The organism is Achromobacter pestifer, assembly GCF_013267355.1.
Classification (GTDB): domain Bacteria; phylum Pseudomonadota; class Gammaproteobacteria; order Burkholderiales; family Burkholderiaceae_B; genus Achromobacter; species Achromobacter pestifer_A.
Window position 1 is genome coordinate 3,068,407 of record NZ_CP053985.1, and the last position, 12,930, is coordinate 3,081,336.

Sequence of the window (12,930 nt, forward strand, 5' to 3'; positions counted from 1 at the left end):
CTCGGGGCGTAGCTCAGCCTGGTAGAGTACTGCGTTCGGGACGCAGGAGTCGGAGGTTCGAATCCTCTCGCCCCGACCACTGATTTGTGGTCGAATTTTTGATGGTGTTCTCGACACCAACAGCAATAGCCGGACCTGCGAAAGCGGTGCCGGCTTTTTTGCGTTTGCGCGCTTCCCATGTGGACCCGTCTCATGCGGCTATGCAGGCGTTCTCCGAGTGCAACCAAAGTTGCCTGTTGAACGATGAGCGTCGTTCAGCCAGTTTGGAAACGCGGTGTACGCGTCATGCACGGGGATGCTCAAACGCTCGCGCAACGATGTGAACATCGCGCCGTGATCGCGGCATGCGGCAACATGTACGGTCTGAGCTTCATGCCGGTTGCCCCTGCCGCGGCGACGTCTCCGCTGGTCGAACTGGGGCTGGGCATACGGGCCCGCGGTCTGAGGCGCCTCTTCTCGTTGCCGACGGTGTACGAGACGGTCAAGAGCCCGAGCAAGGTGGCGGGACTGGCTCGGGTGTTGTATCTGATGATCCAGGATTTGCGCCCGCTGCTGTACCTGCCGGGCGCACATGCGCCGGCGGAGGCTTTGCGGCAGTTGCTCGCGATGCAGGCGTCGAAGGCACTGAAGTTGGCGCTCGCGGTGTTCTTGCTGGCGCTACTGGACTTGGGTTACACGCGCTTCGAGTTTAAGCACGAGCTGTGCATGAGCAAGCCTGACGTCAAGGACGAGGTCAAGAATCGCGAAGGAGATCCGTGCATCCGTTCGCGGCTGCGCGTTGCGGCGTGACGGTCGTGCGCGGTCCTGCCCTGGCGCATTCCCCGTATTTCCAGGGTGCATGGGGGGCAGGCCATCCCGATCGAGTTGTATGGGATGGCGCCCGCATCACATGAATTTCCCAATGACAACTTTGACCGGGCAGGGAAGATCTTCGCCCGCTGCCGGGAAGATGAAAATTGCAGGTGCGGGCAGAATTCGAGTTATCGATAATCAATCTGGCCACTAGCGGCCCACAGCTTCGGATGCGACGAGATTCCCGGATATCTTTCGAGGGGCGGGATTGAACGTTAAAAATACAAGATTCCAAGCATGGGAAGTTTCGGTCGATGGCGATAATATATTATCAGTGGATATCCCATGGTAAGTGAGGTCTGAAGCGATGAAAAATCTTGATGCCTTGCGGGAGATTTTGGGTTTTATATATGACGGATTTGGGTCCTCGGAGGATTACGGGGTTGCATATTTTTCAAGATATAAATCTGAATTGAAGAAATATGAGCCGAAGGAAGTAATTTCTCTTCAAATTAAGACCTATTCGCATGATTACGTATTGGAGTTTCTCATGGGGGCTCCGTATGTGTGGGAAGAATTCTCGTCGCGCGATTGGATAGACTTGATGCGCCATCTTTCTCCCAGACCGGACCCCTCTCGAAATATTGAACCGATGGCTGCGTATTGCGACATAGTTTTTTTAAATCGCTATTTGGGCATTGATGCGTTCTCTTTTTTTATGAACGACAACAAGGTTCCTGCTCTGGATAAGTGCCACGTCGAGAGTTATTTCTTGATATATAAAGATCTTCTTGAAATAAATGAGCTTGATGCCGAAGATATGGATGGAATTTACTTGATTGGCTATGAGACGCTGACGCGGGCGAGAGACGAAGTTTTGAAGGAAGGTATTTTTGCGTGGAATAATCCCGTGTCGAAAACCGACCTTCATTAATTTAAGTTCATTGATTGCCTTTAGGGTTTAAAGTGGCGATCTCGAACCGGGGGGCGGGCAACGGTAATCCCCCCATAGAAGCGTCGCATCCAGAAGTAGAATTTTCTCGTTGAGGAGTTCTACAGCATGAAGAAGTCGAGATTTACAGACAGCCAGATCATCGAAGCGATCAAACGGGCCGAGGCAGGCTTGGCAGTGCCCGAGCTGTGCCGCGAGCTGGGAATCAGTTCGGCAACGTTCTACAAATGGCGGGCCAAGTTCGGCGGCATGGATGTGTCGATGATGTCGCGGATGAAGGAGCTCGAGGCCGAGAACGCCCGGCTTCGCAAGATGTATGTCGAGGAGAAGCTCAAAGCCGAGCTTCGAGCGGAGGCACTCGAAAAAAAGTGGTGAGGCCATCTCGCCGACGCGAGATGGCCCAGCACATGGTGCGCGAGCGTGGGATTTCAGTGCGCCTGGCCTGCGAAGCGGTTGGCATCAGCCAGACCTGCTACCGGTACGTCTGCAAACGCAGCACCGAGAATGATGAGATTGCAGACTGGCTGATGCGTCTTACAGACAACCACCGCAGTTGGGGGTTCGGGCTGTGCTACCTGTATCTGCGCAACGTCAAAGGCTACTCGTGGAATCACAAGCGGATCTACCGTATCTATCGGGATCTGGAGCTGAATCTTCGTATCAAGCCGCGCAAGCGCCTGGTGCGCCAAGCGCCCGAGCCGCTGACTGTGCCAAACCAGCTCAACCATGTATGGTCGATGGACTTCATGCACGATCAGTTGGCCGATGGCCGAAGCATCCGATTGTTCAACGTAATCGATGACTTCAATCGAGAGGCCCTGGGCATCGAAATCGACTTCTCGCTGCCGTTCGAGCGCGTGATCCGATCCTTGAAGCAGATTATCGGTTGGCGGGGCAAACCGCTGGCGATACGCTGCGACAACGGACCGGAATATCTAAGCGCCGCTATTACCGAGTGGGCTGGGCAATGGGGTATCAAGCTCGAATACATCCAGCCGGGCAAGCCACAGCAAAATGCCTATGTCGAGCGATTCAACAGGACCGTGCGCTACGAGTGGCTATCTCAGTACCACTGGGAAGACCTGGATCACGTGCAGCGCGCCGCGACCGAATGGATGTGGTCCTACAATCACGAACGCCCGAATATGGCACTGGGCGGCTTCACCCCCAAACAGCGGCTAGCCATGGCCGCATAGCGTTCCTACTTCTGGCAATCGCTAAGAATGGGGGGATTACCCCGTCACCCGAGCTCTTATAGAGCAGATGCGTCAGCTTCCCGCTCAACTGAGGAAAAGCCTGACATGGGACCGCGGGGTTGAATTGTCAGCACACAGACGCTTTAGTATGGATACCCATATGGCCGTTTACTTCTGCGATCCGGGCTGCCCTTGGCAACGGGACACCAACGAAAATACGAACGGCCTGTTACGCCAGTACTTCCCAAAAAGAACAAGCTTGGCAAGTTATACGCCGCGTGACCTCGACGCAGTCGGCGCCAAGCTAAACGCCCGTCCCAGAAAGACGCTGGGCTTCAAGACTCCAGCTGAAGCGTTGGACGAAATATTGCACTGACCGCCTGAATCCACTGCAACGCGTCTATGGGAGGATTACCGTCGACCGGATCTCGGTCGTGATTTGGTTGTTCGTTCAACGTAGTCTGGCACGCTAAACTTTCATTTTCTCCAATAAATCAAAGCGCCTTTCTCACCGCCTAAGGGCGAAAAAGTCGATAAAAAATCACATCATATTATTAATTTTTCCTCGAATAAAAATCTGAAATTTTGATGCGATCACGTCTATCTCCATATCAGAGGGATTAATTTCTACAACACTCCAATCGGACACTCTGAATCCAGAGTTGTAACCCGAAAAATCATCACCAAAAATTAGAATCCTTCCCCAGTCTGGAGGCAATTTTCCATATATCTCTTCAGAGGGGATCAACCCATCGTACAACATGAATCTCGCATCCCCTAGCTCTCCAGCCCCTACATCCGTGATGAAATCCACATAATCCTGAGGAATTTTATCTTGCGTCGGAACAATGGGTCGCATTTTTCTCAACTTATCAAATGGAGTGCCACTTCCCTTCAAACTCAAGAGATCGTCATATGTACCCATTTATTCTTCCTCTACCATTTTTGAAAAATTGCTTCTCTGGGCTACCCGACCGATGGATACCCCCCCAGACTCAGTTCAAACGCAACCCCTCCCAATTCCTCCAGGTTGCCTCGATAGACAGCTCTAAGCGGGCGTGCAATAACGCCATCGACTATCCCAATGCCCAGTTTTGAGGTAGCAAGGGCCAAGCCCTTGTCGGCAACTTGTCTGCCAAAATTACTCTGAGAACTTACGTTGTAACTCGGGTCCCCGGCCCAATCGTGCAATTTACCGACGAAATACCTTGTAGCGTCTGCCGAGACATAGCCGATTTGCTGCACAGCGCCAACAATGGTCTTTGACGTCTCTTTCGCCGTGTTACCCACTCCGGACAGGAAACGACCGGCTTTATTGAATGTAAGGAACGCTTCCAGCCGCCCCATCTCGCAGCCCAGGAGGGCGTGCAAGGTCAGGGGAAGTACGGCGGTTCGCTGGATGAGATGGCGTTCAACGACATCGGGTCCTTTAAGATGCTCGCATCCTCAAGATATCAAGAAATAAGGGCCTTCAGAAATGTCAGTTTCATTGGTGGTAAGAGATATGTTTCTGTTGTCCAGTGGTATGACTGTTCTTGCATGCAAAAAATCGGGAGCTTTGAGCGACTGCTTTGGGATGCGGGCGATAATTTATGTCGCTGCAAAGGAAAGGCAGAAAATTGAAAAAGTGCGAGAACATATTCTTATTAATAGAAGTAAAAATGAGAATATTCTTGCGCTGGAGACTGACGATTTCGTTCGCCTAACTCAGGAAGAGGTTCGGAGTGGGACCGTTTGTATAGTATTTGAAAATTGAAAGTGAAGATTCTTGCGTAAATTTCAAATTATTGGGGGTATTTATGGGTCATATGTTATATGTCGTAGATGCGTACAGTCCAATTTTTTTGGAAAATAAAAAAACTCGTTCAAACCATTTCAATTGTAAATAAATAGACCTGTGAGAATGATGATGGAATCGCTTGTGAAGCGCCAGGCGCCAATTGATTTTGAATTGGCGAATGCACTGATTGTGGCCACACCAGAATCTTGGCGTGTGGCGGAAATGGTGGTGGAACGAGATGATGACGCTTCCCATGAAAGAATGAGCATTTCCATCTTGAGTCCCGAGGGATATCGGGATCTCGTTGGCCCGACAGAGGAAATTCATGCTGGACTCTACAAGCTCTCTAACTTGTATAGAGAATATGGGAGGATGTGGAGTTCTGTCACGTATCGGCTGGAGCAGGCGTCAGACGGCAATTGGAAATATAGCGTCAGATTTACGTATTAAGGCTAATGCCCCCGGGGGGGGGAGGGTGAGTAAGTCAGCGAGACCGCTCGACCGCATATCAGCAGAGTTTTTTTAGCGATTCCTCAAGATTGCTTATTGCGCAAGATCAAGTTTCGGAAATTCGGCGTGCGCAGTTGATCTACTCCAGAACCAAATTTCGTCGGTCAGAATGGAAGCGCACGATAATATAGTTAATATTATTACTGAAGCGGTGTCGAATGGGTTTGGCTTGGGCTGTGTTGAGAGAGCGAAGATTGTTGTCGTATTTAAAAATGGGCGAATTTTGACGCAATATCCTTTGCTGAGGTGAATGGGGTGAAGGTTGTTAATCCATACTTAATTGAAATTCTCCTCGAGCCGTTTCTTTTTCTCGATGATGATGAGAAAAATGAGCTGAGTATTATTGGTCCTGATTCTGAGGGGGAAATTAGAAAAGTCTTTAAGAATTTGATAGTTCCGTATTTTTCATCTATTGATGAAAAAAATAGGGAAGACATAAAAATGTCATTTGGTTTTTATTTGGAAAATAACAAGGAAGCGCTCGTGGGTATGTTGGGCTCATCCCATTGTCCACTGCCAGATCTCGATCCTCCGGTAAGGGTTTTTGAAATTTTATGGGATGAATTGTTTGAAAAAGAAGTCAGAAATGGTTATCAGATTGAGAATTTCTCTGTGAATAGTGATTTTGCTGCGCCTAATTCAATTAGGCGTGGTTGGTTGCGGATTTCACATTAAACGTGTCTGGCTGCGTTTAACGAAATTTAACGTGTCAGACTACGTGTAATTCTAAAATTACTCTGTGGACTTACGTTGTAACTCGGGTCCGCGGCCCAATCGTGCAATTTACCGACGAAATACCCCGTGGCGTCTGCCGAGACATAGCCGATTGGGCGCACGTGCGCCGGCCGACGCTTTGCGGCAGTTGCTCTCAATGCGGGCGTCGAGGGCTCTGACGTTGGCGTTCGCGGCGAGTTTGTTGATTGCCTTCAGGGCTTAACGCGATGATCCCGAACCGGGTGTTGGGCAACCACAATGACTACAAGTCCTTCAGGCGTTACAACCCGGCCAAGCTGATTGGAGACACGCAACGGACGATGCCGCATCGCTAGCTCTTTAAGGAAAGATCCTGCACTATGGAAGTTCATCGCGATTGATGACGCCTATCGGGGTTGGTGATGATACTGAAGAGATTTACTAGTAATAGTTATATCTATGTGGATGAAATGGATGGGGGGTTTCGGGAAAGCGCCTCATGGGCTGAGGGTCTGGCCCTGTCCGGGGAAGGAGACTTTGTAGGCGGAAACCTAGTTGCCTTGTATGTGAGCGATGCAAAGCTTCTTCTTCGGGTGTCGGATAAGGTGATAAACCTGCAAGGCCCAGTTTTGGAGCTGAAATATAAGCATCTTGACGGAGGCGTAACACGGTTTTCCGCTGCCGATGCGGATTTTAAAGTTGAGATACCTTATGAATCTTGGTGGCGAAACTTTCCGCTCGCTTCTCCTGCTTACGGGATGCCTGGGGACGAAGAGCTGGATTTTTGCGCATTTGTTGTTTATATAGTGAACTCGGAGGTGGCGAGGGGGAACTATATGAAAGAGTATTCCTGGCTTTTTATCATCGATGATTGAAAAATTGCCGCTGATGGGTGTCAAGAAATTTAACGTTTCGGGATAATTTTAACGAGTTAATGATCAATCGGTTAAGAAAATCCATAGTGGCGATGCTTGGGTAAGCCCTGTGCCAGGTGATTCTCGGCTTGTTGGGTGTGTTCATCCGAATGAAAGTTCTTCCAGCGTTGGGCGGCTCCCGAGGATATGGAAATGGTGAATGTTCGCTACTTTAGAGCGTTGGGGGATAAGCCGAGTGCTCGTGTTCAGCCATCTCGTATTTTCTGGGAGGAAGAAAATTCGGATAATGCATTTTTTTATCTTGGGTTTGGTAAGGATCCTATGTTAGGGAAAATTCAGATCATATGGACGCCAAAAAGCTTGAAGCCATGGCCGACGAATATTTGTTCGGAGGTGGGCTTTTATTGTCAAATTTTTACATCGAAAAAACCCCTGTGGGGGAGGTAATTTGTTTTGTAAATGATAAGGGAAGACACTTTGATCTGCCAGTAAGTGATCCCATATTGGCTGGTGCCGTAAAAGCTAGATTAAATGAGCTTGGAGTTAAGGTAGTAATTCATTCATCAATTTAACGTGTCAGACTACGTTTGACGCGACTGTGCTGAGGAAGCCCCGACCGGGTATTGGCATAGGGGCTTTTTTTCTGGCTGAGGGCCGGTGGCTTAACGTGGTGAGGTAATCCCCCCATAGAAGCGTCGCATCCAGAAGTAGAATTTTCTCGTTGAGGAGTTCTACAGCATGAAGAAGTCGAGATTTACAGACAGCCAGATCATCGAAGCGATCAAGCGGGCCGAGGCAGGCTTGGCAGTGCCCGAGCTGTGCCGCGAGCTGGGAATCAGTTCGGCAACGTTCTACAAATGGCGGGCCAAGTTCGGCGGCATGGATGTGTCAATGATGTCGCGGATGAAGGAGCTGGAGGCCGAGAACGCCCGGCTTCGCAAGATGTATGTCGAGGAGAAGCTCAAAGCTGAGCTTCGAGCGGAGGCACTCGAAAAAAAGTGGTGAGGCCATCTCGCCGACGCGAGATGGCCCAACACATGGTGCGCGAGCGAGGAATTTCAGTGCGCCTGGCCTGCGAGGTGGTTGGCATCAGCCAGACCTGCTACCGGTACGTCTGCAAGCGCAGCATCGAGAACGATGAGATTGCAGACTGGCGATGCGGCTTACAGACAACCACCGCAGTTGGGGGTTCGGGCTGTGCTACCTGTATCTGCGCAACGTCAAAGGCTACTCGTGGAATCACAAGCGGATCTACCGTATCTATCGGGATCTGGAGCTGAATCTTCGTATCAAGCCGCGCAAGCGCCTGGTGCGTCAAGCGCCCGAGCCGCTGACCGTGCCAAACCAGCTCAACCATGTATGGTCGATGGACTTCATGCACGATCAGTTGGCCGATGGCCGAAGCATCCGATTGTTCAACGTGATCGATGACTTCAATCGAGAGGCCCTGGGCATCGAAATCGACTTTTCGCTGCCGTCCGAGCGCGTGATCCGATCCTTGAAGCAGATTATCGGTTGGCGGGGAAAACCGCTGGCGATACGCTGCGACAACGGACCGGAATATCTAAGCGCCGCTATTACCGAGTGGGCTGGGCAATGGGGTATCAAGCTCGAATACATCCAGCCGGGCAAGCCGCAGCAAAATGCCTATGTCGAGCGATTCAACAGGACCGTGCGCTACGAGTGGCTATCTCAGTACCACTGGGAAGACCTGGATCACGTGCAGCGCGCCGCGACCGAATGGATGTGGTCCTACAATTACGAACGCCCGAATATGGCACTGGGCGGCTTCACCCCCAAACAGCGGCTAGCCATGGCCGCATAGCGTTCCTACTTCTGGCAATCGCTAAGAATGGGGGGATTACCATCGGGCGGATCCTCGCCAATTACGATTCTCGCAATTTGATGCGTCGCCCAATTTTATTGAAGCTGGCACCAAGCGCCAAATTGGAACGATTGATAGTCTGATGACAGACTTGAGGGCAGGAAAAATAAGCGCAGATGAGGTAGGTAGGCCGTTACAGATCGTGATGTATAACGGGAAGCCTTTTCCATCGACAATCGTCGTCTTGCCGCGTTTAATGCGGCATTTGTTCCAGATGTGCGTATCGAGGTGGTGAGTATTAAGGATCCGTCTGTTGCGAGTCGTTTTCTCGATCGTTTTGACCCGATCGCTGGAGAACGTGTGAGTATTGTGATTGTTCCAAAATCTAGTCGAGATGCTGTGCAACGACTACTTATGGAATATTGGATGATTAAAGGAGCCCAGCTTGGAAAATAAAACGAGAGAGTACTTGAGGTTGGCCGATTTTCAGTTTTTCCCAGTATGGAAGTATGACGAAGACAGTGAGTTGTTTCATCCAGTTGTAGAGATGAATGATCTGCCGGAGCGGACGAGAGATTTGTTCATCAGCGCGGAGTTGGTAACAGCTTCAGGCTTAAGATTTGACGGATATGTAGTCGGAGTTGAAAGAATATTCTCTATCGGTTTGTTTTATAAAAATTCAATTTATCATTTAAATAAAAATCTACCTGATATATCCAGAGAGCAGCTCAGGGATTTGATTTCTAATATGGGGGGCTACGAGGGTTTGGAATTTAATTCGTTGTTTCCAATAGATTTCACCACTAAGTGGGGGGGGGAGGTGTTTGTCGATTTTTCAGGGAGTATAAATATAGATGTTGTCGCTGCTTAGAGAGCGTGACGGAGATATGAACGGTAAATTGTGTGAAGCCGCCAATTAGGGGTGTGCATGCTGAAGCGGAATTTAATGCGATGGCAGATGACTTGGATGTTAAGGCCGCTTGCATCCTGTTGAAAATTATCATCTACACCTACGGCTAGTATTGCAAATATGATTTGAGTCAATTTTTAGAGGTACTCATACATCGGGTTCTCCTTGTGCGGGCACACAGTTTTATAAAAAGAGAATTATTCGAGATGAAGAATCTACCAGATTGGTTTGCATATCCAGAGGGGTTTTTTGCTAGCCATAAATAACGGCCTTTCGGCTGTTGGGTTACGGCATATTTTAGGCGGATAATGATTGAAAGTACGCGCGAATGGACTGAAAGAACATTTTCAGAAGTCAGTGCTGGGGCGTTTGGCCCCGTTTGCGCTGGTCTCGATATTCCGCAAGGACTTACAGCTAGACAGTTCGATCGTATATCTTCAGGAGTTAGATCCACCGCTGACCCGATGGGACTGGAAGATGGTATTTCCGTCATAGGTTCAAGGGCTGGAGGGGCCGCAAATGTTGAATCGAATATTGACATGGGAATTCGTGTTTCAGAGGAGCATTTTTATTGCTCAGGGTTTTCCAAAATGCAATAAATGCACGAACCCCCACGACGGCGGCCATCTATAGAAAATGGCCGCATTCATGCGGGGGAGGTTGGGTTAAGTAAGCTCGGTCGATTGGTTGCCAAAAATATAGCAGTGACATCAGATGGCGTGCAAATTTCTCTCATCTGCATTTTGATTGCCTTCGATAACTGCCTTCAATACGCCTTGGTATATACATTCCTTTAGGAGTTGTTTGTGAGTTACTGCAAAATTTACATCGATTCCAGTGCTGACAAAGCCACTATGGATTCGTTGCTAGGTGAAGGGGTTGCTCTTTTCTTTGGTCGCGGTGCCGTTCAGTGGGACGTGTTCAGAAATGAAGTTTTTTTTTCAAACGCTACACCAGAGTCGATGACTTATCCAGTAGACCGGTCGCGGTATTATGTTGAAATTGATGCGGAATCGGATGCGATAGGCTCTGAGGATGCATTTAGATTTGGTGTTTCGAAGATGATTATTTGGCTGCGGGAGCGCGCAAAATTTGTCGTTGCATCATGTGATTTCGAAGATTATGTTGTGGAGATTACGGGTTGGAATTGGACTCCTGAGCAGCCTTTGCCTACGATATCTAAAATTAATTAAAGTTTGATATTTTTTAGTTTTTCAGGCGGTGCTTAACGGGAGTGCGTCCCCAAGGCACAGTCTGGGAATGAGTTTTTGCGGGCAGATATTTGTGTTTGTGAAGTGGATTTAACAGGCTGGGCCCTGCAAATTTAGTCTGCGCACGGTTTGGGTTAATGCGCCGGTTCGCTCGGTAAGGCGTTCGTTGACCGATCTGGGCTGGCGGGCGAACAGCGGCGCAATAGCTACGACGGCGGGGATTACCTGTACTCCGCGATGCTCATTAAGAAGGAGAAGGCGGCCGCGAGGTGACGCTATCCGGCGTCAGCACGGCGTTGGATCCGAGCCAGACCACATACCAATACGACATCAACGGCAACCTGATCGGCGCGGTTGACGGCAAGGACGGCGCCAAGACCAGACCCTGGTGATCGACGGCAACGGCAAGAACTTGCAACGCGTGCAGAACGGTCAGACGATCCGGCCGCTGGTGGTGAATGGCGAACTGCTCGGCACTACCGGCGCAGCCGCAGGCGCGGATGATTCTTCGCCGAGCGTCCGACTGATCGACGCCGGCAACCCGTCGGCGAACCCTGGCTCCTATCGGATCTTTGCAGGGGGAAAGGCCACCCCGAGCAGGTCTGGGTGGCCGACATCACCTACCTCCCGACCGCCCCGCAGTGCACCTACTTGAGCCTGGTGACCGCCGCCTACTGGCACAAGATCGTGGGCTATCACGCGGCAGAGAATTTGCAGACCGAAGGCGTGCGACGCGCGCTGGACATGGCCTTGCGCTCGCGGAGCTCCAGCTAACCCTTGGCGCACCGCTCTTCCCCGCCGCTTGCGCTGACGCGATCGGCGGTTGCGGGCAGGCTCCGGTCCTGCCGGCCCGGCTTCCCCTGGCGGGAAAACCTCGATCTGGCCCAGCAGGGCGTTCCCCCTGTCGCAGGAATATCAAAATAAAAAATCGAAAGTTCTCTGGACACGCCTTCCTTGATACCTTATTGTTCGGATCATAAATAAATATGTCCGGTCAATTAAATTTGAGGAAAGACAATGAAGATGGGTGTGCGAGGGGCAATCATCACGGCGGGCCTGCTGGTGGCAGTGGCGGCGCAGGCGCAAACCTTGAAGCTTGGCGTGGTGGGAGGCATGACGGGACCCGGCGCGCCGTGGGGGCTGGCCATCGACGGCGGCGTCAAGGTTGCGGTCGAAGAGGTCAACCAGGCCGGCGGCTTGGCGGTCAACGGCAAGAAGTACAAGGTCGAGGTCGTGACCTACGACGACCATTACAAGGCGGCCGATGCCGTCACCGCCGCCAACCGTCTGATCGATCAGGACGACGTCAAATTCATCATCGGGCCCATCGGCTCCGCCTCGGTGATGGCCATGAAGCCCATCACCGAGCGCAACAAGGTCGTGTTGCTGTCCAACAGCTATTCGACGGAAATCCTGGACGCGAACACGCGCTACATGTTCCGCGTGTTGCCGACGACCTACGAATACAACAGCCAATTGATCGGCTGGTTGAAGACGAATCAACCGGAACTCAAGCGTCTGGCGATCCTGTCGCCCAATGACGCCACCGGCTGGAGCACCCAGAAGACGCAGAAGAAAGCTTACGAGGACGCGGGCTATACCGTGGCCGAAGCGAAGTTCTTCGAGCGCTCGCAGAACGATTTCCGCACGCTGCTGACCAGCATCCTGGCCAAGAACGTCGACTTCATCGAACTCGACACTGTCCCGCCCGGTCCGGCCGGTATCGTCATCCGGCAGGCGCGCGAGATGGGATTCAAGGGGCGCTTCACCAAATTCGGTGGCAACAACGTGGCCGAGACGGTGAAGTCCGCCGGTGCGGAGAACGCCGAGGGCACGCTGGTCTATCTCTCGGCGGACCCGACGAGCGCGCCCTATGCGCGCCTGAGCTCGGCATACGCCAAGTTCCATGGCAACAGCATGGACGACTTCGCCTTCTACTTTTATGACGCCACGCGCCTGCTGTTCAAGGCGATCGCCGAGGCCGGCACCGTGGACGATACCGCCGCCGTCGTGAAGAAGATCGAGGCCAGCCCGAGCTTCGATGGCATCCAGGGCAGCATCGTCTGGGGCGGCAAGGACGTCTACGGCGTCAACCACCAGATCGCCACGCCCGCCTACCTGGGGATCATCAAGGGCGGCAAGGCCGAGGTCATAGGCAAGTTCGACGCCCGCTGAGCACGGCATCG

General features: G+C 51.4%; 13 protein-coding genes, 1 tRNA gene and 3 pseudogenes. 15 read left to right on the forward strand and 2 right to left on the reverse strand.

Going from position 1 to position 12,930, the window contains the following annotated elements; all coding sequences use genetic code 11:
* Positions 1 to 2: 2 nt before the first annotated feature.
* The 5 genes and pseudogenes from FOC84_RS14900 to FOC84_RS14920 form a co-directional block, all read left to right on the forward strand.
* Positions 3 to 79: transfer RNA gene (locus tag FOC84_RS14900), tRNA-Pro, on the forward strand.
* A 206-nt stretch (positions 80 to 285) separates the two neighbouring features.
* Positions 286 to 789: an EscU/YscU/HrcU family type III secretion system export apparatus switch protein gene (locus FOC84_RS14905; RefSeq protein WP_173145079.1), complete on the forward strand. Its 504-nt coding sequence runs from the start codon at positions 286 to 288 to the stop codon at positions 787 to 789.
* Between the two features lie 370 nt (positions 790 to 1,159).
* Complete coding sequence (locus FOC84_RS14910) at positions 1,160 to 1,726, forward strand: hypothetical protein (RefSeq protein ID WP_173145080.1); 567 nt, start codon at positions 1,160 to 1,162, stop codon at positions 1,724 to 1,726.
* A 126-nt stretch (positions 1,727 to 1,852) separates the two neighbouring features.
* A protein-coding gene (locus FOC84_RS14915) for an IS3 family transposase (RefSeq protein ID WP_173145081.1) occupies positions 1,853 to 2,940 on the forward strand; the annotation gives its coding sequence in 2 pieces (ribosomal slippage) (positions 1,853 to 2,105 and positions 2,105 to 2,940; 1,089 coding nt in all).
* A gap of 43 nt (positions 2,941 to 2,983) precedes the next feature.
* A pseudogene (locus tag FOC84_RS14920) lies at positions 2,984 to 3,316 on the forward strand (IS30 family transposase); the annotation flags it as partial.
* Positions 3,317 to 3,481: 165 nt separating this feature from the next.
* Here the strand turns inward: FOC84_RS14920 and FOC84_RS14925 are convergent.
* Positions 3,482 to 3,865 (reverse strand): hypothetical protein, encoded by a 384-nt coding sequence (locus FOC84_RS14925; RefSeq protein ID WP_173145082.1) that lies wholly within the window; start codon positions 3,863 to 3,865, stop codon positions 3,482 to 3,484.
* A 579-nt stretch (positions 3,866 to 4,444) separates the two neighbouring features.
* Between FOC84_RS14925 and FOC84_RS14930 the strand changes: the two genes are divergently transcribed.
* On the forward strand, positions 4,445 to 4,696 hold the full coding sequence (locus FOC84_RS14930) for a hypothetical protein (RefSeq protein ID WP_173145083.1): 252 nt from the start codon (positions 4,445 to 4,447) through the stop codon (positions 4,694 to 4,696).
* Positions 4,697 to 4,815: 119 nt separating this feature from the next.
* Here the strand turns inward: FOC84_RS14930 and FOC84_RS14935 are convergent, their stop codons facing one another.
* Positions 4,816 to 4,995: a hypothetical protein gene (locus tag FOC84_RS14935; RefSeq protein WP_173145084.1), complete on the reverse strand. Its 180-nt coding sequence runs from the start codon at positions 4,993 to 4,995 to the stop codon at positions 4,816 to 4,818.
* A 490-nt stretch (positions 4,996 to 5,485) separates the two neighbouring features.
* On the opposite strand from FOC84_RS14935, the gene FOC84_RS14940 reads away from it, so the two are divergent.
* The 9 genes and pseudogenes from FOC84_RS14940 (at position 5,486) to FOC84_RS14975 (ending at position 12,919) form a co-directional block, all read left to right on the forward strand.
* The gene (locus FOC84_RS14940; RefSeq protein WP_173145085.1) at positions 5,486 to 5,905 is read left to right on the forward strand and encodes a hypothetical protein; all 420 of its coding nucleotides are present in this window, start codon (positions 5,486 to 5,488) and stop codon (positions 5,903 to 5,905) included.
* A gap of 440 nt (positions 5,906 to 6,345) precedes the next feature.
* A complete protein-coding gene (locus FOC84_RS14945; RefSeq protein ID WP_173145086.1) occupies positions 6,346 to 6,798 on the forward strand; it encodes a hypothetical protein in 453 nt (150 codons plus the stop codon).
* 344 nt (positions 6,799 to 7,142) lie between these two features.
* Positions 7,143 to 7,370: a hypothetical protein gene (locus FOC84_RS14950; protein ID WP_173145087.1), complete on the forward strand. Its 228-nt coding sequence runs from the start codon at positions 7,143 to 7,145 to the stop codon at positions 7,368 to 7,370.
* Between the two features lie 166 nt (positions 7,371 to 7,536).
* A pseudogene (locus tag FOC84_RS14955) lies at positions 7,537 to 8,623 on the forward strand (IS3 family transposase).
* A gap of 445 nt (positions 8,624 to 9,068) precedes the next feature.
* Positions 9,069 to 9,494, forward strand: coding sequence for a hypothetical protein (locus FOC84_RS14960; protein ID WP_173145088.1), 426 nt, complete (start codon positions 9,069 to 9,071; stop codon positions 9,492 to 9,494).
* Between the two features lie 845 nt (positions 9,495 to 10,339).
* Positions 10,340 to 10,726 (forward strand): hypothetical protein, encoded by a 387-nt coding sequence (locus FOC84_RS14965; RefSeq protein ID WP_173145089.1) that lies wholly within the window; start codon positions 10,340 to 10,342, stop codon positions 10,724 to 10,726.
* Between the two features lie 287 nt (positions 10,727 to 11,013).
* Entirely contained in the window at positions 11,014 to 11,136 is a 123-nt protein-coding gene (locus FOC84_RS33485) for a hypothetical protein (RefSeq protein WP_302053197.1), read from the forward strand.
* Positions 11,137 to 11,335: 199 nt separating this feature from the next.
* Positions 11,336 to 11,512 (forward strand): annotated as a pseudogene (locus tag FOC84_RS14970) (IS3 family transposase); the annotation flags it as partial.
* 249 nt (positions 11,513 to 11,761) lie between these two features.
* Positions 11,762 to 12,919 (forward strand): ABC transporter substrate-binding protein, encoded by a 1,158-nt coding sequence (locus FOC84_RS14975; protein ID WP_173145091.1) that lies wholly within the window; start codon positions 11,762 to 11,764, stop codon positions 12,917 to 12,919.
* Positions 12,920 to 12,930 lie beyond the last annotated feature (11 nt).

What these genes read in the sequence shown, in the direction of transcription:
- FOC84_RS14905 (WP_173145079.1), top strand. Translation starts at nt 286, where the DNA reads ATGCACGGGGATGCTCAAACGCTCGCGCAACGATGTGAACATCGCGCC.
- FOC84_RS14910 (WP_173145080.1), top strand. Translation starts at nt 1,160, where the DNA reads ATGAAAAATCTTGATGCCTTGCGGGAGATTTTGGGTTTTATATATGAC.
- FOC84_RS14925 (WP_173145082.1), bottom strand. Translation starts at nt 3,865, where the DNA reads ATGGGTACATATGACGATCTCTTGAGTTTGAAGGGAAGTGGCACTCCA.
- FOC84_RS14930 (WP_173145083.1), top strand. Translation starts at nt 4,445, where the DNA reads ATGTTTCTGTTGTCCAGTGGTATGACTGTTCTTGCATGCAAAAAATCG.
- FOC84_RS14935 (WP_173145084.1), bottom strand. Translation starts at nt 4,995, where the DNA reads ATGGAAATGCTCATTCTTTCATGGGAAGCGTCATCATCTCGTTCCACC.
- FOC84_RS14945 (WP_173145086.1), top strand. Translation starts at nt 6,346, where the DNA reads ATGATACTGAAGAGATTTACTAGTAATAGTTATATCTATGTGGATGAA.
- FOC84_RS14950 (WP_173145087.1), top strand. Translation starts at nt 7,143, where the DNA reads ATGGACGCCAAAAAGCTTGAAGCCATGGCCGACGAATATTTGTTCGGA.
- FOC84_RS14975 (WP_173145091.1), top strand. Translation starts at nt 11,762, where the DNA reads ATGAAGATGGGTGTGCGAGGGGCAATCATCACGGCGGGCCTGCTGGTG.